The sequence below is a fragment of the Moritella viscosa genome (assembly GCF_900120065.1).
Lineage (GTDB): Bacteria > Pseudomonadota > Gammaproteobacteria > Enterobacterales > Moritellaceae > Moritella > Moritella viscosa.
The window spans coordinates 15,456-37,975 of the sequence record NZ_FPLG01000152.1; the positions used below are offsets into that span (position 1 = coordinate 15,456).

At 38.6% G+C, this 22,520-nt stretch carries 19 protein-coding genes; 10 read left to right on the forward strand and 9 right to left on the reverse strand.

Going from position 1 to position 22,520, the window contains the following annotated elements:
- Position 1: 1 nt before the first annotated feature.
- A complete protein-coding gene (locus BT797_RS21990) occupies positions 2-1,159 on the reverse strand; it encodes a hypothetical protein (protein ID WP_075473546.1) in 1,158 nt (385 codons plus the stop codon).
- Positions 1,160-1,975: 816 nt separating this feature from the next.
- A complete protein-coding gene (locus BT797_RS23985; RefSeq protein WP_170860748.1) occupies positions 1,976-2,140 on the reverse strand; it encodes a hypothetical protein in 165 nt (54 codons plus the stop codon).
- Positions 2,141-2,477: 337 nt separating this feature from the next.
- Here BT797_RS23985 and BT797_RS21995 point away from each other — a divergent pair, with 337 nt between their 5' ends.
- From BT797_RS21995 to BT797_RS22000, 4 genes are all read left to right on the forward strand, one after another.
- Positions 2,478-2,834 carry a hypothetical protein gene (locus BT797_RS21995; protein WP_075473547.1) on the forward strand — a complete coding sequence of 119 codons (357 nt, stop codon included), beginning with the start codon at positions 2,478-2,480 and terminating at the stop codon, positions 2,832-2,834.
- Complete coding sequence (locus BT797_RS23990; RefSeq protein ID WP_170860749.1) at positions 2,827-3,000, forward strand: hypothetical protein; 174 nt, start codon at positions 2,827-2,829, stop codon at positions 2,998-3,000. The genes BT797_RS21995 and BT797_RS23990 overlap by 8 nt, the downstream gene beginning before the upstream one ends.
- Positions 2,993-3,169: a hypothetical protein gene (locus BT797_RS23995; protein ID WP_170860750.1), complete on the forward strand. Its 177-nt coding sequence runs from the start codon at positions 2,993-2,995 to the stop codon at positions 3,167-3,169. Before BT797_RS23990 ends, BT797_RS23995 begins: the two co-directional genes overlap by 8 nt.
- A 941-nt stretch (positions 3,170-4,110) precedes the next feature.
- On the forward strand, positions 4,111-4,665 hold the full coding sequence (locus BT797_RS22000) for an RDD family protein (RefSeq protein ID WP_045111967.1): 555 nt from the start codon (positions 4,111-4,113) through the stop codon (positions 4,663-4,665).
- Positions 4,666-4,795: 130 nt separating this feature from the next.
- Here BT797_RS22000 and lptG read toward each other — a convergent pair whose 3' ends face one another.
- Positions 4,796-5,863 (reverse strand): LPS export ABC transporter permease LptG, encoded by a 1,068-nt coding sequence (lptG, locus tag BT797_RS22005; protein WP_045111968.1) that lies wholly within the window; start codon positions 5,861-5,863, stop codon positions 4,796-4,798.
- Positions 5,860-6,975: an LPS export ABC transporter permease LptF gene (lptF, locus tag BT797_RS22010; protein ID WP_045111969.1), complete on the reverse strand. Its 1,116-nt coding sequence runs from the start codon at positions 6,973-6,975 to the stop codon at positions 5,860-5,862. The genes lptG and lptF overlap by 4 nt, the downstream gene beginning before the upstream one ends.
- Before the next feature lie 195 nt (positions 6,976-7,170).
- Here lptF and pepA point away from each other — a divergent pair, with 195 nt between their 5' ends.
- From pepA to BT797_RS22035, 5 genes are all read left to right on the forward strand, one after another.
- Entirely contained in the window at positions 7,171-8,694 is a 1,524-nt protein-coding gene (gene pepA / locus BT797_RS22015) for a leucyl aminopeptidase (RefSeq protein ID WP_045111970.1), read from the forward strand.
- A 216-nt stretch (positions 8,695-8,910) separates the two neighbouring features.
- Complete coding sequence (locus BT797_RS22020; RefSeq protein ID WP_045111971.1) at positions 8,911-9,231, forward strand: EthD family reductase; 321 nt, start codon at positions 8,911-8,913, stop codon at positions 9,229-9,231.
- A gap of 170 nt (positions 9,232-9,401) precedes the next feature.
- Entirely contained in the window at positions 9,402-9,845 is a 444-nt protein-coding gene (locus tag BT797_RS22025) for a DNA polymerase III subunit chi (RefSeq protein WP_045111972.1), read from the forward strand.
- 33 nt (positions 9,846-9,878) lie between these two features.
- Positions 9,879-12,740 (forward strand): valine--tRNA ligase, encoded by a 2,862-nt coding sequence (locus tag BT797_RS22030; protein WP_045111973.1) that lies wholly within the window; start codon positions 9,879-9,881, stop codon positions 12,738-12,740.
- Between the two features lie 236 nt (positions 12,741-12,976).
- The gene (locus tag BT797_RS22035) at positions 12,977-15,094 is read left to right on the forward strand and encodes a sensor domain-containing protein (RefSeq protein ID WP_075473548.1); all 2,118 of its coding nucleotides are present in this window, start codon (positions 12,977-12,979) and stop codon (positions 15,092-15,094) included.
- 8 nt (positions 15,095-15,102) lie between these two features.
- Here BT797_RS22035 and rraB read toward each other — a convergent pair whose 3' ends face one another.
- From rraB to dusA, 5 genes are all read right to left on the reverse strand, one after another.
- A complete protein-coding gene (rraB, locus tag BT797_RS22040; protein ID WP_045111975.1) occupies positions 15,103-15,465 on the reverse strand; it encodes a ribonuclease E inhibitor RraB in 363 nt (120 codons plus the stop codon).
- 121 nt (positions 15,466-15,586) lie between these two features.
- The gene (locus BT797_RS22045) at positions 15,587-16,000 is read right to left on the reverse strand and encodes a type 2 periplasmic-binding domain-containing protein (RefSeq protein WP_067046153.1); all 414 of its coding nucleotides are present in this window, start codon (positions 15,998-16,000) and stop codon (positions 15,587-15,589) included.
- An 11-nt stretch (positions 16,001-16,011) separates the two neighbouring features.
- Positions 16,012-17,151 (reverse strand): hypothetical protein, encoded by a 1,140-nt coding sequence (locus BT797_RS22050; RefSeq protein WP_045111977.1) that lies wholly within the window; start codon positions 17,149-17,151, stop codon positions 16,012-16,014.
- 577 nt (positions 17,152-17,728) lie between these two features.
- Positions 17,729-19,348: a methyl-accepting chemotaxis protein gene (locus BT797_RS22055; protein WP_075473549.1), complete on the reverse strand. Its 1,620-nt coding sequence runs from the start codon at positions 19,346-19,348 to the stop codon at positions 17,729-17,731.
- 317 nt (positions 19,349-19,665) lie between these two features.
- Complete coding sequence (gene dusA, locus BT797_RS22060; protein ID WP_420271333.1) at positions 19,666-20,667, reverse strand: tRNA dihydrouridine(20/20a) synthase DusA; 1,002 nt, start codon at positions 20,665-20,667, stop codon at positions 19,666-19,668.
- A gap of 137 nt (positions 20,668-20,804) precedes the next feature.
- Here dusA and BT797_RS22065 point away from each other — a divergent pair, with 137 nt between their 5' ends.
- Complete coding sequence (locus BT797_RS22065) at positions 20,805-22,022, forward strand: tyrosine-type recombinase/integrase (RefSeq protein WP_075473551.1); 1,218 nt, start codon at positions 20,805-20,807, stop codon at positions 22,020-22,022.
- Positions 22,023-22,520: the final 498 nt, after the last annotated feature.

A 22,520-nucleotide genomic window follows, 5' to 3' on the forward strand; every position in this document is an offset into this window, starting at 1 on the left:
CTTACTGTTTCCAAATATTTGGTAAGTTTTTTATTCCAAAAGACTTAAGAACACCATCGCGATGCTCATCACTAAAAAACTCTCCTTTTAATACTTCGGAAAGGGGAATCACAAGTTCACGATCACAGGACTCTAAAAGCGAGACGCCGTTAGAAATGATATAGATACTTACAGGCCCATATACCTCTACTAATTTAGATTTTATGTTTTTAACCACTTGGACTATAGAACCTGCAGTTCTTAACTGCTCAGCAGTAATATCTTCATCAAAATAATGCTTGGCAGCATATTCTGGTGATGATAATAATAATCCATCAGGTGTATTTATTTCTAAAATAAACAACCTATGGGCTTTAATCGAGAGATCATCTTTAAATTTACAATTTGAGTTAAACTCATCGAGATAAATTCTACAGCTAAAACGAGTATCATTTTTTGCAATGTCTAGAAGCTCTAACAACCTTTTGCTTTTATTCTTTTCAGCCCAAAAATTTAATGCTATATCAGGTCTTTTTAACTGCTGTAAATCATCAGGATTATCATCAACCCAAACTGGGCTTGCACAGTTTGGTTGCAAGTGAGATAGCTGAAAATCACGCACATCACCAATATCCGAATCATCGTAAAATGAGACAATATGCTGAAAAGGGTCTTCAATAAGGAGGGTTGAATAGCAAGTTAGTGCATCATTCTTATCATGAGCCAAACAAAGAAGTATTCTAGAAGACGGGTTGTTGTCTAAACTTTTTAAAGCCATGTCAAACTGAGCTTCAAAATAGACCGAGCCATTGATCACTAAGAAAGGTTTCTTTTTTGTAAATCTTACCATTTGCTCATCTAAAAAGTTTGTATACAGGTCAAGAGGTATACCTAATAATTTCCTAATTTCTTTCTGAAGCAGATATATTAAATAACCACCGTTCGAATAGTTAAACCCATGGTTATTAACATAGTCGGCATACTGTGGTATCTGTTTAGATTTCAATACTGAATTACTAAAATGAGAAAAATTATCATAGCCAATCATCTTTACAATTTCATTTTTGAAATCAGTCAAAGTGATGTCTGTACGACGGGTATTCTTATGTAGATTATTAAGGATTTTTTTAAAATCACTAGTATCAATAAGAGGAAATATCTGGCGTTGCATATTTAACATAAGTTAGCTCCTAATTTGTTCGTATTAACTCATTAATCAATGAACGAATTCACCAATGCCCCTTGTATTATTAATAATGAGTAACAAACAATATTAAAATTAACTTAATATAAAAATGATTGAAGGTTGTTGACGTTAGTCCAAGGGAGACCCTACGCAGTCAGGCGCGTAGGTCAAAATATACTCCAATAGTATTAATTGTCAATAGCTAAAAACAAAATTGCAATGAGCAGTAATATTAATACGTGGTAACTGTCATCTATCACCAGCGACACTAATACATACATACATACATACATACGCACACACCACTTCTAATAAGGATTCTTCACTATTATCGATTACGAATTAAGTATCATATCGGGAACTAAATCAGACAGCCAAGTTTTAGAGTAGAGTCACAGCAAGCCCCCCAGCAGAACGCCACAGATATTCACTGACCTGGATTATAACGACGGTATTCACGGTTCGAGGGTTAAGGGGATGGACAGGGGATAGTACTCATTATTCGGTTTTATTCTGCGATGGTAATAATTTCACGTCATTTAACATGAGCATTAGATGATATATTTCATGACGATATTATGCGGCTCATAGTTTAGTCATAACCTGATACTTAATTTTAAATCAGATACTTACACTATATTTCAGAACTCGTTTATAGCAATGGATACATTGCCGTTATTCTTATTGCTGCGTGATGATAATTCTTACCTTTATATCCAAATCTTAATGACTTTGTGAATATCGGCAACACTTCTACATTGCTAATATCACGGTGTGAAAGTTAGCTATTAATATACTTATATCAACATATTAACCTATTGCCTCAATACTAGATGAGCATAATACACGTTGATAATCATTCAATTTAAGTTCTGTTGATGATGAATTGCTTGGATTGGCTGGTAGGGATTTTAAATTGGCATTGGTGAATTTGAATTTTTTGGTAGTGATGGGATTTGTGTTATTACTGGTCATATTAATACCTCGTCTGGTTAGGAATACAGGGTATTAATATGTTTTTGAAGATAGTTTAAATACGCTTAGTGAAAAGTTATTACACTGAATTATTTACAGGCTCTAGATAGCTACAATCGATGCTCGCGAACCTACTCTCAGTTGCATCTACTGACCGCACTTCGTACTTAAACACAACTAAAAACAACTTTAGAGATGGATTAAAGTGGCGTTAGGATTAAAAGACACACACTTACAGCCACCATAGATCACAATTACAGGGAGTTAAGTGATATTTAAATTGAGGTTACATGGTAATTAGATTAATATTGATATCAATTTAAAGAGGGTTAAATATATGGAAGACGATGATTTTCAAACTTCGATAGTATCTAGATTACGATTTATAGCTAGAGAACGCGCTATACGAAGTGAGGGTTCAGATGAGGGTTTTACTGTATCAATTAGTGCAGAAAATATTAAGGCAGAGACTGAACGTTCAAGAATTAAAAAATCAGTATTAGAAAATTATAGCGATGCTTTCAATTCTGCTGGTTTTTCTAGCCAAATAGACAATGAAAATAAGTCTATCGAAGTATTTGTCCCTGCAGTGGTCGACAGCACTCGTACAAACTTTAGTCTTGATGACATCAATGAGCAAAAAGATGTCATTCAAGAAATTCGATTAAGAGAGGAAATGAAATATAATGACTAATAGACGCCCCTATAAAAATGCAGTTCAAGTAGAACTAACTCCAGAAGATTGCGATAAAATCAACGGTGCCATGGATATAATCCGCAAATATGGCGGCACTATAAGTGTCAACAAATTCTTACGAGATGCTGCAAAAACAAAAGCTAAGGAAGTTAACGATGAGTAAAGCAAACAAAACACAACGCGCTGTCCCAAACCACAAATACCGTATTGGATTCGGGTGTAACCAGTTTGAAAAAATTCTAGATGCTTCCAACAAAGAAGAAAAACACCCTAATATCTTTGTTAAAGATGCAGCCTTAGAAGAGGCTAAAAAGACCAATGTGGTACTCTAAATGAAGGCTACAAATAAAGGCTGTAAATGTAGCCTTTATTTGTAATATCTAATATGAACAGAGTCAGATCAAGGATGTCATTATCTGTTTATCACTGTGAGAAATGTGTATGTAACTTATTATCTATTCCCTACGTGCTAATCACACACACATATCACAACACCATATGGCGTAGGCACTTCCCTCGATAATCAATTACGAAGAAATCACGCAACGACATTCAGCATTAATAAATCCACCGAATTACCCATACCAATTCCAATGGTTAGTCAACGGACAAGACGCGGACAGGACTTGGACCGTAAAACACCGGAATCTCACCCAACCTAACCCCATGCTAATACTGCCAGTTACAACCACCAGCAAAATTAACGATCGTTAAAGTACAGGAACCTGTTGGATCCATCTGAGGAGCGTAAAATTATGTTGCGCGTAAGTTCTGCATGAGAAAGTACAAGATATGAACAGGAGCAAGTTTTCTAAGGGTAATAAAGTGCGTTTATTAGGTGTTATTTAGAGAGAGACAAGGTGTTTAGATAGGGGTTAAACTTAGGGGGAACATGGCTTATTTGGTGTAATTCAGGACTGCAAAACCGGAACGAAGTTTCGGTTTAAAGCTTTGTTTTCAAAGGTATTTTGAATCCACCGCGTCTACCGATTTCACCACTCGGGCATAGGTCAGTATTATACATAGCAAACGATGCCAAGCAAGCCGTTTCTAATGATCGTAAAATCAACTGCTCAAAATTAAAGCAAAGTGCAACTTAAACTTGATACTAAGGTGTAACAGAGACTCAAAACCTTAAATATCAGTGCTGTTACTCTTACCGTATATCAGTTGATGTCCACCAGCACTGACTATTTAGTACGACTAAGACTCACTTTTTTTGCTACACTGTTTCCACTTTCGAGATAACCCTGAAGACATGGCTGGATTCATAATGGCGAAAAAAAACAAACTCAGAAAACCAAAACACGCACCTAAAATTGAAACAGGTGAAACGGCATCCATTGCCACTTTTGGCCCGCGTATTGGTGCGCTTGTGTATGACGCACTTATTGTTATTGGTATAGCTGCGATTGCCAGTGCAATAGGGCTTGGTATTGCAGAAGCATTAATTGCATCCGGCATCGTCGATATTGCTGGCCGTTATGTGGATAGTGCGGCGTATGCAGGCAGCCAAATTTGGTTTGCGATATTAGTATGGGGTTCGGTAGCAGGATTCTATTTGTGGTTTTGGACACACGGCGGTCAAACAGTTGGTATGCGTGCGTGGCGTTTACGCGTACAAAATACCGATGGCAGCGCAATTAGCTTAACTCAAGCAATTATCCGCCTAGCCACTGCAGCATGTGGTTTAGGTAACTTACAAGTACCGTTTGATGTTAAAAATAGAGCCTTTCAAGATCACTGGTCGAACTGCAATGTATTACGTTTAAGTAAAGATCAAAACGGTTCATTACTCCGGTACGCTGACAAGCTAAAACAGAAATAATTATCTGAGTTTAGGCTTAACGAACAATGCTGAATTTATAAGCAGCAATAAAAATGGCAACCAAATAGGTTGCCATTTTTGCATCTACAGAGCAGAGATACATCATATTCAGTAGCATTAAACTCGCACGTTAACCATGTTTCCTTAACTGTATAATCGCAATGAAGGTAAAAATGGCACTAGGAACAACCGCCCCAAGAAACGGCGGTAACGAGTACACTAAACTAATCGGGCCAAAGGTTTCACTCGCGAGGTAGAAAGTAAAACCAGCAATCACCCCCATTAGAATACGTGCGCCCATAGTAACCGTTCGGAGTGGTCCAAATACAAAAGACAACGCCAGTAAGACCATTACACCAATCGATATCGGTTGAAATATTTTCCGCCAGAAGGCTAACTCATAACTTGCTGCATCCTGCTTATTGCTGTCTAAATAAGTGATATAAGAGTACAAGCCTGATATTGATAAATCCTCGGGATCAATCGTTACCACATCTAACTTTTCTGGTGTCAGCGTTGAATCCCAACGCAATTGAGACTGCTTTGTCACTGTAATACTATCATTTTTGAAATCCGTAATATTAATGCCCGTTAATTCCCAGTGTTTGTCTGTATAAATCGCTTTACGAGCTTGGGTCGTTTTAACTAAACGCTGACTTTCTGAAAATTCATAAATCGTGACATTATGTAATTCGCTGCCGTTATTCACTTTGCCGATATTAATAAAGTTATCTTTATCTTTCGCCCAGACCCCTTTTTGAGCCCGGATAATTGATTGACCAGAAATAGACTCACCACGTAATTGAACAGCTTTTAGCTCGGTATAAGGGGCAACATACTCCCCCATCAACATCACCACTATCATCATCGGAATAGCCGTTTTCATTGCTGAAAGTACAATTTTAAAACGTGACTGACCAGCAGCTTGAATCACCACCAATTCAGACGAACTTGCGAGTGCTCCTAGACCAATCAACGCACCGAGTAATGCCGCCATCGGAAAAAAAATAGTAATTTCGCGGGGCATTTTCAGCATCACAAATATTAACGCTTCAACTAAACCATATGTTCCCTGACCGACCGCTCGTAATTGTTCGACGTATTTAATCACCGCAGATAAACCAACGAGGGTAAACAAACAGATCATAGTGGCAAATAAAATAGCCTTACCAATATAGATATCTAAAATTTTAATCACTGCTTATTTCCTCGAGATAAACGCATTTTCACTTTATATACTAGATGATGGTACCAAGAAAAATTGGCTAAATTAAACGAAATAGCCAAAGCCAGCACCCCTGAATGAACAAGCCAAAAGCCGATTGATAACGGTAGTTTTTCATCCAATATCGACGAACGCGCCGCACTCAATAACATGAAATAAGTTAAAAACATTAATAACGCAGGGAACAGTTTCGCGTAACGTCCCTGTCTAGGGTTAACCATAGCTAAAGGCACAACCAATAACGTGAGGAGTGGAATTGATACGACTTGGGCAATACGCCATTGCAGTTCCACCTTGTGTTCGAATACAGTTGAATTCCATAACTCCGATGTAGGTAATGCTTTAGTTCTTCGACCACGCTCACGCACATCTTGTTCTTGAATTAAGACACGATAAGTACTGAAATCAACAATACGGAAATCACGTTGTGATAATTCACCTTCATAACGTAGACCTTGACTTAGCTTCAACCATTGTGAGCCATTGTCGTCAGACTCCACGTTACCTTTATCAGCTAACACAATAGAAGGACGCTCCCCTTCCTGCGAGGGTGATTTGGCAATAAATATTTTACGCAGCGATTTATTACTATCATAAGATTCCACATAGACCACAGCGCGACCACCATCAAGCGACTCAAAACGCCCTTGCTTCAATGTCGCTAAGCCGACATCAGCATCTATATTTTCGCGTAATTTCACGCGACCTTCTTCTGCTGTAGGCGCATAAACAAACGCATTAAAAGCCACCAGACCAATCGTCACTGATGATAATAATAACGACGACATTAATATCCGACTCGGGGTATATCCACAGGCCGTTAAGATCACCATTTCACTTTCGGCGTACAACCGCCCATGCGCAAACAAAATACCAATGAATAAACTCACAGGTAAAATTAATGTGCCTAACGCTGGCATAGTATACAGCAACATCTCCATCACTAAATTAGCAGGTAAAGCACCTGTCATTACCTTTGAGAGCAGTGCAACGAACTGCTGGCTCACAAAGATAAGTGATAAGATGAATAAAACAGCAATTTGTGATTTCACTGTCTCAGCAAATAAATATCGGAAAATTATCACTTAAAACCTATATTAGACTAATGTTTTGTATGAAATGCAGCTCATAATTAGGTAAACTCAGCTACAAATGCAGTTTAAATAGTTAACTGCACACCCATTTTATCTGAAAATGTTTAGTTTTTGATTAACTAAATACGTATAACCCCCTATTATGTTATAAATATTTGATTTTGTCTTTAGGAAACCGGAGAGTCCATGGAGTTCAATGTAAAAAGTGGTAGCCCTGAGAAACAACGCAGCGCTTGTGTTGTTGTCGGAGTATTTGAACCACGTCGTTTATCACCAGCAGCAGAACAACTCGATAAGATTAGTGATGGCTATTTAAGTTCCCTACTACGTCGTGGTGATATCGAAGGTAAACCAGGTCAAGTATTGTTGCTTCATCATGTACCAAATGTACTTAGCGAACGTGTATTATTAGTTGGCTGTGGTAAAGAACGTGAATTAGATGAGCGTCAGTACAAGCAAATTATCACCAAAACAATGAATACCTTAAACGAAACCGGTTCTATGGAAGCAGTTTGTTTCTTACCAGAACTCAATGTTAAAGGCCGCGATACCTACTGGAAGATTCGTTTTGCCGTTGAAACCGCTCGCGAAAGTCGCTACCGTTTCGATCAGCTAAAAAGTAATAAAGAAGAAACGCGTCGTCCATTACGCAAAATGGTATTCAACGTTACTTCACGTCGTGATTTACCAACAAGTGAAAAAGCCATTGCTCACGGTTTAGCTGTAGCCAGTGGTATGCGTCTATGTAAAGACGTAGCAAACATGCCGCCAAACATCTGTAATCCAGTTTATCTTGCTAATCAAGCACGCCAACTTTCTGATGACAGTGACAAGATCACAACACAGATCTTGGGTGAGCCTGAAATGAAAGAGTTAAAAATGGACTCTTATCTTGCGGTATCACAAGGTTCAGCGAATGAAGCTAAGATGTCGATTATTAATTATCAAGGTAATCCAGATCCAGACGCAAAACCGATTGTACTGATTGGTAAAGGTCTAACATTCGATTCCGGTGGTATTTCATTAAAACCAGGCTTAGGCATGGACGAAATGAAATATGACATGGGTGGTGCCGCTGGCGTACTTGGTACTATGAAATCATTAGCGAAGCTAAACTTGCCACTTAACGTTATCGGTATTCTAGCGGGTTGTGAAAACATGCCGGGTAGCAACGCTTACCGTCCAGGTGACATCATTACCACAATGTCAGGACAAACCGTTGAAGTACTTAATACCGATGCTGAAGGCCGTTTAGTATTATGTGACGTATTAACCTATGTTGAACGTTTTGATCCAGAACTTGTTATCGATGTCGCGACCTTAACGGGTGCGTGTGTTGTTGCACTTGGTCATCACATCACAGGTTTACTGTCTACGCATAATCCACTGGCACATGAATTATTAAATGCGTCTGACCAAGCCGCAGATAAAGCATGGCGTTTACCAATTACTGACGACTTCCAAGAACAAATTGAAAGTCCATTTGCTGATTTAGCCAACATTGGTGGCCCAGGTGGCGGTACAATCACTGCAGCCTGTTTCTTATCACGCTTTACTAAAAAGTATAACTGGGCGCATCTAGATATCGCAGGTACAGCTTGGGTAAGTGGTAAAAATAAAGGCTCAACAGGTCGTCCTGTACCAATGTTGACCCAATTCTTACTAAACCGTACAGAACGAAATGAAGTACAGCAGGCTGACGAAGCTTAATTAATTTCATATCGTCAATATCCAAAAGGTCGCTGTAGCGGCCTTTTTTATTCCCAACTAATCTAAAACCCCACCTTATTAATCAACTTTAGTATGAAATAATACTGAATTAAAGGTTTCTAAAATGGTTGCCACATAAAGTTAGCGTATGGTAATAAGTACACAAAGTATAACAATTTATACTAATGCCATTAATAAGGATATTAAGGTTATATCATGATAAACATCGCTAGTATTTATGAAAAAATGGACAATTACCACTTCGATTTTGACTATTATCTTAATATCCATATGCCAATGTCGATTAAGATATTATCAAACGCAGAAGGATTTAAAGGCGTAAAAGTGGAACGCGGTATCGATATATCTAACACTATCGATTCAACTTATGTCGCAATGTGCCATTACTATTTCGATACCTTAGAAAACTTCATGGCCGCCTTTATTCCTCACGCCGAAAAATTACAAGATGATGTAAGAAATTATACTAACATCGAACCGACAATTCAGATCAACGAGGTTGAGTTAGCCCTCTAACGTCTCCCTCAACATTAAGGAACAGACTTGGTTTAGTATTAATTCCCGTAAATAACACAAAACACAGTATTCCCGCCGACAACTCTATTTTTCATCACTATCCTTTGTGATACTATGTGCTGTTATATTTATAATTGGTAAATGACTCAGTCATTGGCGCAAAACTACAGATGAAAAAAGTCACTTTTTATATTATGCAAGAATCTAAAAATGGCGTTGCGGCGAGTATGCCGCAGCATCATGAACTTGCCTGTAAACTAGCTGGTGAGTTTTATCAGCAAGGACAACGCGTCTATATTCACACCAACGATGAATCGGCAGCCAATCAGGTTGACGAATACCTTTGGCAATTAGATGCAAGCAGTTTTGTACCACATAATTTACAAGGTGAAGGTCCACGTAATGGCGCGCCCGTTGAAATCGGTTTTCAACCGCCCCGTCATCGCTATCAGGTACTAATCAACCTGCACGACCAGACACCGCAATTTGCAGTCAACTTTAATCAGATTATCGATTTTGTACCGCATCAAGACGGGCTAAAACAACAAGCTCGAGAACGTTATAAACATTATCGTCAAACAGGGTTACAACTGTTAACTGTGAACGCCGAATAATCAATCAACCATTGAGAATTAGAAAGCAGACCTATGGAAAAAATATACAATCCCCAAGCCATTGAGCAATCGCTTTACCAAAACTGGGAAGAGCAAGGTTACTTCAAGCCAAACGGCGATCTAACTAAAGATGCATACAGCATCATGATCCCACCGCCAAATGTCACTGGTAGCCTGCACATGGGTCATGCCTTCCAACAAACAATCATGGATGCGCTAACTCGTTATAAGCGTATGCAAGGTAACAATACGTTATGGCAAGTGGGTACTGATCACGCCGGTATCGCAACACAAATGGTTGTTGAACGTAAGATTGCAGCTGAAGAAGGTAAAACACGCCACGATTATGGCCGTGATGCGTTCATTGACAAGATCTGGGATTGGAAAAATGAATCAGGTGGTACCATCACTCGCCAAATGCGTCGTTTAGGCACATCGGTAGATTGGGATCGTGAACGTTTTACTATGGATGACGGTCTGTCTGAAGCAGTAAAAGAAGTATTCGTACGCCTATTTAAAGAAGATCTGATTTACCGTGGTAAGCGCCTGGTAAACTGGGATCCAAAATTCCACACTGCCATCTCTGATCTTGAAGTTGAGAGTAAAGAAAAACAAGGCAGCATGTGGTATTTCCGCTACCCACTGGCAGATGGTGCAACAACCGCTGACGGTAAAGATTACATCGTTGTAGCAACCACACGTCCAGAAACAATGCTAGGTGACTCTGCGGTTGCAGTGCACCCGAAAGACGAACGCTATACGGCGCTTGTTGGTAAAGATATCATTCTTCCAATCGTTGGCCGTCGCATCAAAATTGTTGCTGATGATTACGCAGATATGGAAAAAGGTACTGGTTGTGTGAAGATCACACCAGCCCACGATTTTAACGATTACGAAGTTGGTAAGCGTAACAACTTAGCGATGTTCAACATCCTAACTGAAAATGCAGATATCCGTGAAGAAGCAGAAATCATCAACTCAGACGGTACAGAAAACACTGAACTAACCTTCACTATCCCTGCTGAATACCAAGGCATGGAGCGTTTTGCTGCTCGTAAAGCAATCGTTGCTAAGTTTGAAGAACTTGACCTACTCGAAAAAATTGAGCCACATACACTACAAGTACCTTATGGCGATCGTAGTGGCGTTGTGATTGAGCCACTACTAACAGACCAATGGTATGTAAGTGTTGGTCCAATGGCGAAAGTAGCCACTGATGCAGTAAAAGACGGTGAAATCCAATTCGTACCAAAACAATACGAAAATATGTATTTCTCGTGGATGAACGACGTACAAGACTGGTGTATTTCTCGTCAACTTTGGTGGGGACATCGTATTCCAGCTTGGTACGACAACGAAGGTAACGTATTCGTGGGTCGTGACGAAGCAGAAGTTCGTGCAGAAAACAACTTTGGTCCAGAAGTAGAATTACGCCAAGATAACGATGTACTTGATACTTGGTTCTCATCTGCGCTTTGGACATTTTCAACGCAAGGCTGGCCACAGCAAACACAAGATCTTAAAGTGTTCCACCCAAGTGATGTACTGGTAACCGGTTTCGACATCATCTTCTTCTGGGTTGCACGTATGATCATGATGACTATGCATTTCATCAAAGATGAAAACGGCAAACCACAAGTACCATTCAAAACGGTTTATGTGACAGGCTTAGTACGTGATGAAGCTGGCGATAAAATGTCAAAATCAAAAGGTAACGTACTTGATCCACTAGACATGATCGACGGTATCGACCTTGAGTCATTAGTACAAAAACGTACTGGCAACATGATGCAGCCACAACTTGCTAAGAAAATTGAAAAAGCAACGCGTAAAGAATTTGAAGGCGGTATCGAAGCTCATGGTACTGACGCACTACGTTTCACATTAGCAGCAATGGCATCGACTGGTCGTGACATTAACTGGGATATGAAGCGCCTTGACGGTTACCGTAACTTCTGTAACAAACTATGGAATGCAAGCCGTTACGTATTAATGAACACAGAAGAACATGATTGCGGCCAAAATGGCGGCGACATGGAATTCAGCCTAGCGGATCGTTGGATCCAAGGTCAATTCCAAGAAACTATCAAGACATACCGTGAAGCAGTTGATACTTACCGTCTCGATCTGGCTGCAAACATTGCTTACGAATTCACTTGGAACCAATTTTGTGATTGGTACTTAGAATTAACTAAGCCTGTATTCGCACACGGCACTGAAGCACAACTGCGTGCTACGCGTCATACGCTAGTAACAATTCTAGAAGAGTTACAACGTTTAATGCACCCAATCATGCCATTCATCACTGAAGAGATTTGGCAGCGTGTTGCACCACTTGCAGGTAAACACACCGAAGGCGCAACAATCATGCTACAGGCATTCCCTGAATATGATGCGGCTAAAGTTGATGCACAATCAATGCAAGATCTTGAGTGGGTGAAACAATTCATTATCGCTATCCGTAACATTCGCGGCGAAATGGACATCAGCCCAAGCAAGCCAATTTCTATCTTGCTTAAAAACGTAGGTACTGAAGAACAACGTCGCCTAGACGAAAATCAACAGTTCCTAAGTTCACTAGCAAAACTAGAAAAAATCACGTTACTTAGCGAAAATGAAGAAGCACCAATCTCAGCAACATCATTATTAGGCAACATGGAAATCTTAATTCCAATGGCTGGTCTAATCGATAAAGATGCTGAAATTGCGCGTATCAACAAGCAAATGGAAAAAGTACAAAAAGACTTAGACCGTGTTGCAGGCAAACTAAACAACGAAAAATTCGTTGGTAAAGCGCCAGAAGCTGTTATCGCGAAAGAGCGTGAGAAACAAGCTGAATTTGAAAATACAATTGCTAAATTCAAAGCACAGAAAGCACGAATTGAATCGATCTAATCGTTAACATCGTACTTACCTACAAAGGGAAGGTTGAACACTCAGCCTTCCCTTTATTATTTTTAGATTCCGCTAAATACTAAATCAACGTCACAATTACCTATGCCTTTCCCGCAAAAACGTTTCCATCCCTCGACATACAATGTAACATATTTGTTAATAACAGTGAGTTATGGTTATGGAAGACAACATCGCTTAACTATAAATGTCGACACCAAGGAATGGAGTGATAGATTATGGGCAACAAGGATCCGCTGAATCACGTATTAATTGCCGCTATTCAGCATTTACCTATTGGTATCTTTTGGAAAGATACCAAAGGTCAATACCTTGGTTGTAATAAACACTGTCTGGAATTATTTGATCTCCCCTCCGAACAGTTCATTATAGGCAAAACAGACGTTCAGCTAAAACCTGCATTCAAAGAAAAAAAACTCCCCAACGACGAACTCTATCAAACCGACCAGCAAGCGTTAAAATACGGGCGTAGTGTCATTGCAAAAAAAATGACCATGGAAACCATATACGGCGATGGTCAATATGAAATAACCAAGATTCCCCTTAAAAACAAAACAGGTGAAATCATTGGCTTACTTGGTATTGCCGTGGATGTCTCCAGTAAATTTCGTTCCGAGCAGAAGCTGCAAGAAAAAACCGCATTACTTAATTCTATTTTTGATGCCCTGCCAGATTCTGTCATATACAAAGACATGCAAGGACGTGTGGTCGAGTGCAACCGTGCCGCACTTAAGTTGGCCAACAAAAAAAAAGCCGATGTGATTGGTAAAACCATTGGACAATTATTGCCTGAAACAACAGCTAAATTAAGTATCAGCTATGATAGTCAACTCAAACCAAATTATAAAAGTGTCAATTATAAGATGGAGTTCACACTCGAAGGCCGAGACGTATACGTGGATGTACATAAGCACCCAGTCATTAAAAATAATGAATTAGTCGGGACGGTCAGTATATCTCGCGATATGAAAGAGCGCCGTATTACCTTGCAAAAAATTGATACATTAACGAAACAAGATCAACTCACAAACCTATTAAATCGCACCACGTTTCTGAAAAAACTCGATAAAATAAAATCAGATTCTAAGTGGGGTATGCTACTCATCGATATCAAAAAACTGGGATATATAAACAGCCATCATGGTACCGATATTGGGGATCAAGTACTATTTTATGTCGGCGAGGCAATAAAAAAAATAGCACCTGAACATGCTTACTTAGCACGAATTCAAGGTGACCGATTTTCGATTCTTAGTGATCAAGTCAGTAGCTCTAAGCAACTTGATGATTTATGTAATACATTAACAAATAGGCTTAACAAAAAAATTGCGATTCAAGGGCATGTTATTGATCTGGCCATTTGCATTGGCGCAGCCAATTACCCTTACAGTATTCAAAATACCAAACAACTGCTGACTTGCAGTGAACAAGCCTTACAGCGTTCACGTAAACACCCAGAGCAGAGCTACAGTTTGTTTAATCCCGTCTTAGAAGCACATGCCGATGCAGAAAGACGACTGACAGAAGACTTAAAATACGCCATACAAAAGAAGAACATCGACTTATATTACCAACCCATTATTGATAGTAAAACCAAAGTTGTATTGGGTGTTGAAGCGCTTGCGCGTTGGCATCATCCTGAACAAGGGCTTATTATGCCGATTAAATTCATTGCGCTTGCCGAAAAAAATAACTTAATTGGGCAGCTTGGTGAAGTCGTATTAGAAAAAGCCTGCCAGCAATTAGCCCAATGGCGTGCTCACGATATCGATATTTTTATGGCCGTCAACTTGTCACCGATTCAATTTAATGATCCACAGCTCATCAATAAAATTAAATACTGCATCGACTATTACCAGGTACCAGCACACCGGCTCGAAATAGAAGTCACTGAAAGCGCCCTAATGGAATCAAACAAGACCGCAGACCAAATGCTAGAAGAATTAATAAAACTCGGCGTGCGTCTTTCTATTGATGATTTTGGTACAGGTTATTGTTCATTGTCTTATCTAAAAAATATGCCTGCACATAAAATAAAAATAGATAAATCTTTTGTGGATGAATTAGAAATAGATAAAACGACAACAGCAATAACACGCTCTGTGATCAGCCTAGCAAGAGAATTAAACATTACAGTCACAGCAGAAGGAATCGAGGAAGAATCACAAATGGAATGGCTACAAGCACAACAATGTGATCAACTTCAGGGGTATTTATTTAGTCGCCCGTTACCGAGCGACAAATTTTGTCTATGGTACAAAAAACACCATGCCACACACAATAATATGACTTATCTACAACACACAGAAACAACGCTGTCTATGCCAGTACTATAATGTAAGTACTATGAGGCGTCTTCTTCGAAGTAAGTACCCCAACCATCATAAGTAACGTCTTGTTCGATAGACATTTTAAGTAACGCTTCGATATCACGCGTGATCGTATCGATATCAAGTTCAGTTTCAACAATACAATCGAAGGCGAATACTGTTTGTCCGTCTTCAAGTTCAACTTCTTCAGGATCTGATACATCGTAGCCCAGTTTAAATGCAGCAATAGCGGCTTTTTCTAACTGTGCAAAATCATCCCCAGCAAAGTGATGCTCAATTGAATACACAGCATCAGGATCACTGCCATCTTCTAATAAGTTATCAATGATCTCTTCAGCTTCGACTTTCAGTTCGGCAAATTCTTTTTCAAAATCCACTAGGTTAATCTCTTTAATTATGATGAGTGAAGAATACTCTGCTTTTAATATTCATGCCATTAAATTTTACCCAAAAAAAATGCCAAACCTAAGGTTTGGCATTTACAATTAGACATTACAATTAAGGTGTAAAGACCACTTTTACTGAATCATCGACTTCTGACGAATCGATATAAGCAATCGCGTTAGCACGTGACGCCACTTGGCTTTTGATCAATGCTGATGAGCCAATTGTCTTCGGCGGCTTGCCTTTACCAGTAAATATTAAACGAGACCAATAAGCTTGTAACTGTGAGTCACTCTTACCAGTAACACTTGCGTGAAATTCTCCTCGGATAAAGCTACCTGTCGCTTGCTCAATCACTTCAGCTTTTGCGCCGTTTGGTAATTTTTTCGACTTACCTAAATATAATTTAGATACTTGTGATTTCGATAACGAGTCAGGGCCTGTTGGGTTAGCAATAACCACAACACCCGCTTGTGCTACGCCAGATATCAATGCTGCTGTTAAGGCAACTTTAGCTAATAATTTCATCAAAGTTCTCCTTAAAATACGGCATCAAATGAAATGGTGTAAACGATAGTATCGTCGTTACTATCAGCTATATTTGGAGTCATACCACCTGAGGTATCACCAAAATTAGTTGCATAAGTAACATCGGCTTTTAATGCGAGGTTTGAGTTAATGTCATAACGCGTACCAATGCTGTAAGCATTACGCTTCCAGTTAAAGCTTGATTCGTATCCAGGGGCTCTCTCACTATCATCTGTTGTTTCAAGGAAAGCATAACTCACATAGGGAGTGAAATCACTAATACGGTACCCTAGGGTAATATAACCAGATTTAGTATCTGAATAATTACCTTCTACATCAGAAACCGCAAACTCAGAGATAGCAAGTAGTGAACCGTCATCATAACTCAGACCAATACCAGCAAAATAGCTATCTTCTTTATCAAAAAAGCTTGCTCCGTTCTTACTATCAAGTGTGGTTTGATAATAAGTCGTACGGAACACCCACTCTTCATAAGAAAATGATGCTGAAGCACCGAGAATATCTTTGTAGTCAACTTCGCCAAGCGCACCCGTATCACGATCAGCATGGCCATAGCTTGCTTGTAGTGTGACTGCAACATCACTAAAATCAAAATCATAAATAGCATCAACACCATCAAAAGATGACAGTGGCACAATACTGTAAAGTTCACTTGGAGGCGTTGCCCAAGGTTGTGCATAGCCCACTTCTAGATAATCAGAATACATGTACAGTGGCACACGCAGACGACCGATACGTGTGACAAAGCCATTATCAAAATCATGGCTTAAAAATGCCCATTCCATTTCGGTAGACCAATCATCATTACCACGAGCAACTAACTGAGCAACAATTTTTGTTTGCTCAGTTAGTGCGAACGAACCTTGCAGACCAAGTTTGCTGCCTTCAGAGAAATCAGCATCTTTATCGTATCCATTATATCCAGCATCGTTACTAGCAACACCTACTTTACCAGTGAAAAAACCATTAACGGTCATCCGATCAGATAACGAATCATAAGAACTCACCTCTTGTAAGATCGCAAGTTCTTGTTCGAGCTGGGCAAGACGCTGTGCATCCGTTGTTGCCGCAGTCGCAAATTGCGAAGCGCAGGCAACGGCCAGCGGTAGCATGATAAATATTTTTTTCATCAAAACACTCCTTGTATTAAACATTTTATCCATATTGAATTTCTCAGCAAGTCGCCATAAAAATATAAATTCGATATCAATCAATTAGCTCATTAGTATGACGGGATTGTTAATTCTTATCGAATTTACTTGCGTGACATAGATCACACAGAGACAAGTTGTTATGAGATTGTGAACGATTAAGTTGAACTTATTGCGTTTTACTTCTATGGGTTAACATTTAGCCTGAATATTATACTCAAACATTAATATGTATAAATGAAGTAAACGAAATGTAAAACAAGAGCCTACTGCATTAAAATAATCGTTCCTATTTTTATGAGTGACTTTATTATGAAATTCATACTTTATTCCGCTCTCGTCAGCCATTTCAATCACGAAAGTCCGTCTCTGATTGAGAATAGCGCTACTGAAATACAAGCGGCTAAGGATAGTTGGCAGTGGTTTTTTGTAATAAATTTGATCTTACGATTGGTACTGTTTTTGATAAAATGATTGGTCTATCAGTAGCAATTTGCTTACTCATAAAATTTCTCTCCTTAGAAATTTTGTGTAGCAAGCAAACTGTCGTTACTCACTACACACTAAATTGATTTGTTGCTTGCCTTAATTGTTGTGTTGCAACTTCAATAGCACCTGCTATCTCGTCAAGTACTTCGGTATCTTGGGATACTTGTGTTGCTATCGCATGAGTTTCATCGATATAACCATGTATTAGTTTGCTGGTTTGCGCTTGCTCTTCCGTTGCCGATGCAATTTGCTCGTTGACTACGTGAATCGCTTCAACTTTACCCGAAATACTGATGAGGGAATCACTCGCACTCGATGATTGCTCTACGCCCATCTCCGCTTTATTCATCCCACGTTGCATCGCTTCCACAGCACCTCGTGAAGCGCGTTGCAATTCTTCCAACACCTGTTGAATCTCTTGGGTTGAGTCTTGTGTGCGAGATGCTAAAGTTCGTACTTCGTCGGCAACTACAGCAAAACCACGTCCTTGTTCACCCGCACGCGCCGCTTCAATGGCCGCATTTAATGCTAGCAGATTGGTCTGATCGGCGATACCACGGATAGTGTCGAGAATAACCCCTACATTGCTAGTATGGGAGTCTAATTCATCAATTACTTTTGATGCTGTTTTTACCTCATTAGCGAGGTCATGTATGGCTTCAATGGTCTTATCGACAACCACTGTTCCGGTCTCAGCTTCCTTGTTTGCACTACTCGCTTCTAAAGAAGCATTAGATGCATAATCAGCAATATGCCTGACAGTATCGAACATTTCGTTCATCGAGCGAGATACCTGATCAATCGACTTACTTTGCTCTTGAATTCGAGATTTAGACGTGCTGCTTGATGTCGCTAACTGCGTCGACACTTGTGATAACGAATCAATAGATTGGATAGTTTCTGAGATACTACCATGGAGCTTATTCAAGAACTGATTAAACCAATACACTAAGTCACCGATTTCATCTTTATTAGTGTAATCAATACGTATCGTCAGATCACCATCTCCTTGCGCGATCTCTTTTAAAGAATCAGATACTTTACGAATGCTCCCTGTAATCGACACTGTTAACCAATAACACAGTGCTAACACTAAAATGATGACACCCACACCCAATAAAACACCTTTATTACGGCTACTATCAGAGCTCTCTAATGAGGTATTAATTAATGCGGTAAACTCAGATTGACTGTCTTGTTTAAATTGACCAAGGTCTGCCAATAATTTTTCTAACTTAAGGCTATTTTTCTCAGCTAACACTGATAAGTTATCAATAGAAATAGTGCCACTAATCAAACCATTAGCTAAGTATTTAGCTGATTTATAATATTCAGCTGCTTCATTTTTAATTATTAGTAATTCACGATTTTTATCAGGATGAATCGAGTTAATTAAATCTAATTGTGCAATCAGATCAATATAAACATCATCTGCACTCAGTAGCATATCTTCATCGCCGATCGTGACAGATGTTTCAATTGCTTGCGTTAATTCAGCAATTTTACTGTTACTAATAGTAGCAGCTTCAAGTACTGGATAATAAATAGCAGACAGTTGTGATAAACGTTCTTTATTTTCTTTTACAACGAGAATATTCGCAAAAAGATAAGTTAAAAAACTAACGACAACAACCGCCGAAAGAATGCCGATCTGATGCTTAATTTTTAGTTGGGTTGATAGTCCCATTTCATACCTCTGTAGCGTTTACAAGTTAGTTTGATAGTATTATTACAATACCAATCCAGTCCCTTTGATCTAACTTATAGATCGGACAACGTCCTTAAAATCCTAATAGCTTATCGGCCTAACAATCAAAATCATGACCATATTTTGGATCTTTATTTTATTAAACCCTTAGAATTAGAGTTTTTACACCACTTGAATAAACTAGCCTAAATGAGAGCATTTTTAATAAGTAACCGTGTTCTAAAAATTTATGCAAAAAAAAGCTTATTATATAAATCATAATAAGCTTTTTATTTTTGAACTTTAAAATCAATACATTAGCATTTTGGAACTAACTTTAGCGCGGCTTCAACAACATCCACACCAGCCCCTTTTTTATGCCCTTGTTCACTCAAGTAACGTTTCCACGCTCTGGCACCAGGCTGACCAAGGAATAACCCCAGTATATGACGATAAATATGCGTTAAACTCCCGCCATTACGAATGTGATTATCAATATACGGTAACATCATTTCTGCATAATCATGACGACTATAAGTCGACTTCTCAGCACCGTAAACAAGTTCATCGACTTGGCTCAATAAATAAGGGTTATGGTACGCTTCACGCCCCATCATCACACCATCAATATGCGTAAGGTGCGATTCTGTCTCTGCTAACGTTTTTACGCCACCGTTAATCGCAATAAACAATCCCGGAAAATCCTGCTTAATATCGTAAACACGTTGATAGTTAAGTTCAGGGATCTCACGGTTTTCTTTCGGGCTTAAGCCACTTAGCCATGCTTTACGGGCATGCAAAGTAAAGTCATTACAACCCGTTGCCGCAACAGTATCGATAAATGTTTGTAAAAACTCATACGAATCTTGATCATCAATACCAATACGGGTTTTAACAGTAATTGGTATATCTACCACGTCTTGCATCGCTTTAACGCAATCTGCCACAAGCATAGGTTCCGCCATTAGGCAGGCACCAAATTTACCACTTTGAACGCGATCTGACGGACAGCCTACATTCAGGTTAATTTCGTCATAACCACGCTCTTGTGCCAGTTTAGCGCTTTGTGCCAGATCTAACGGGTTGCTGCCACCTAACTGTAAAGACACTGGGTGCTCTTCTTGGTTATAGGCAAGATAATCACCTCGGCCGTGAATGATGGCACCAGTGGTCACCATTTCGGTATACAGTAAGGTGTTTTTGGTCAGCAGGCGATGGAAGTAACGGCAATGACGGTCTGTCCAATCCAACATTGGTGCAACGGAAAACTTATGGGAGATGGGGTTTGACTTTAAGTTGTTGATATTTGGCTTATTGATGGCTATTTACCTCTAGATCTGAATGTATATTTTTGCTTGTTATTACATATCATGATACATTTTAATAATTATTTGACCCCAAAAGTGACCCCAGCAAATTGTTACTTTTGACCCCACGGAATATAAGAGTAATTATAATGGCATCAGTGAATATAGAAAAGAGAAAATCTAGTGCAGGTAAAATAACTTTTCGTGCAAAAGTAAGGTTAACTCAAAAAGGAAAGATTTTAGAAGAGAAAAGTCAAACTTTCACGAATAAAAAGCTTGCTGTTCTCTGGTCTGAAAAAATGCGTTTATCTCTTGATGAGAAATTCTCAAAGATTAAAGCAGGGGAATATAGAGAAGAAGAAAAATATAGGGAGGCTACGATAGGAGAGCTTATAGCTTTATATTTAACTGAATTCTCTACTCAAGAAGAAGAAGATAAAAAAATAAAACAATTAAAAATTGAACAAGGTGATAAATATAAAGAAGTGCCAAAAACTTCAAAAATCATCGGAAGAACTAAAAAGTATGTTTTAACAGCCCTACTGCGCTATAAAATATCATCAATTATCGCAAGTAACCTTCGGGCAAGTGATCTCGTAGAACACTGTAAATTTCGCTTAAATGAACCTTCACAACCAAAACCGCAAACGGTATATCATGATGTAACGTATTTAAGATCTGTTATGAAAGTGGCAAAAGCATTTTACAAGATTAATGCTAACTTAGATTATCATGATGAAGCTATACCACTTCTATTAGATTATGAATTTATTGGTCGTTCAGGTAATCGAAATGATAAAAGACCCACAGAAGATCAATTAGATCTAATGAGAGAGGGATTACGTAAAAGACAATCTCATAGATCATCGACTACGCCTTACTTAGATATACTTGATATATCAATATTGACAGCAATGCGTATAAGTGAAATCACCTCGATTACTTGGGAGGATTTCAATTACGAAAAGAAAACATTAACAATCAGGAATCGAAAATCCCCTTCAAACAAAATTGGAAATGATTCAATAATCCCTTTGCTTGGTGATTCTGCTGAAATTCTTAAAAGACAGCCAAAATCAGAGGATAAAGATAAAGCATTACTTATATTCCCTCATAACTCTAGAACTGTCACAGCAGGTTGGCAAAGGGTAAGAAAAGCCCTAGATTTAGGTGATATTAGGTATCATGATATTCGCCGTCATGCCGCTAGTTCGCTCATAGAATTAGGCATTCCTCTACATATTGTATCTTTGATAACAGGTCATAGGAATATTAATATTCTTCACAATATCTATCAGAAACTGGATATGGAAAACTTCGATATAAATGACTTTACACCTGTAATGACTAAAAATAATAAAACTTAACCCTCCATTGTCATATATGACAACACTAGATCAATTTGTTCAAAACAGAATACAAATTACTAGAATCCTTATTTTAATCTATTAAGGGGTTGTCATTTTTGATAACTCTTTTTTATTGATTGTCATAATTGACAACAACCGTAAATCATTAAAATTCATTTATCATTTATCATTTATCATTTCAAAAAATAAAACAATCAAACTTTATTCATACCTTCGTAAAGCAACCAAAACACCTTTCTTTTCTGCCAAATAATAAACTCGAAACAAACACATCAAAAACTTAATTTGACACCTTTAAAAAACAATAAATGTATATCTATACGCATACCCAAACGCATATCCAAACGCATATCCAAACGTATATCCAAACGTATATCCAAATGCATATCCAAATGTATATCCAAATGTATATCCAAACGTATATCCAAACGTATATCCAAATGTATATCCAAATGTATATCCAAACGTATATCCAAACGTATATCAAAAGAATAT

Bases quoted from the DNA above. Each gene is read 5' to 3' on its own strand.
- BT797_RS22050 (WP_045111977.1), bottom strand. From the start codon at position 17,151: ATGAAAAAAATATTTATCATGCTACCGCTGGCCGTTGCCTGCGCTTCG.
- BT797_RS22000 (WP_045111967.1), top strand. From the start codon at position 4,111: ATGGCGAAAAAAAACAAACTCAGAAAACCAAAACACGCACCTAAAATT.
- BT797_RS22035 (WP_075473548.1), top strand. From the start codon at position 12,977: ATGGGCAACAAGGATCCGCTGAATCACGTATTAATTGCCGCTATTCAG.
- BT797_RS22045 (WP_067046153.1), bottom strand. From the start codon at position 16,000: ATGAAATTATTAGCTAAAGTTGCCTTAACAGCAGCATTGATATCTGGC.
- BT797_RS21995 (WP_075473547.1), top strand. From the start codon at position 2,478: ATGGAAGACGATGATTTTCAAACTTCGATAGTATCTAGATTACGATTT.
- BT797_RS22020 (WP_045111971.1), top strand. From the start codon at position 8,911: ATGATAAACATCGCTAGTATTTATGAAAAAATGGACAATTACCACTTC.
- pepA (WP_045111970.1), top strand. From the start codon at position 7,171: ATGGAGTTCAATGTAAAAAGTGGTAGCCCTGAGAAACAACGCAGCGCT.
- BT797_RS21990 (WP_075473546.1), bottom strand. From the start codon at position 1,159: ATGTTAAATATGCAACGCCAGATATTTCCTCTTATTGATACTAGTGAT.
- BT797_RS22055 (WP_075473549.1), bottom strand. From the start codon at position 19,348: ATGGGACTATCAACCCAACTAAAAATTAAGCATCAGATCGGCATTCTT.
- BT797_RS22025 (WP_045111972.1), top strand. From the start codon at position 9,402: ATGAAAAAAGTCACTTTTTATATTATGCAAGAATCTAAAAATGGCGTT.
- BT797_RS22065 (WP_075473551.1), top strand. From the start codon at position 20,805: ATGGCATCAGTGAATATAGAAAAGAGAAAATCTAGTGCAGGTAAAATA.
- BT797_RS23990 (WP_170860749.1), top strand. From the start codon at position 2,827: ATGACTAATAGACGCCCCTATAAAAATGCAGTTCAAGTAGAACTAACT.
- BT797_RS22030 (WP_045111973.1), top strand. From the start codon at position 9,879: ATGGAAAAAATATACAATCCCCAAGCCATTGAGCAATCGCTTTACCAA.
- BT797_RS23985 (WP_170860748.1), bottom strand. From the start codon at position 2,140: ATGACCAGTAATAACACAAATCCCATCACTACCAAAAAATTCAAATTC.
- BT797_RS23995 (WP_170860750.1), top strand. From the start codon at position 2,993: ATGAGTAAAGCAAACAAAACACAACGCGCTGTCCCAAACCACAAATAC.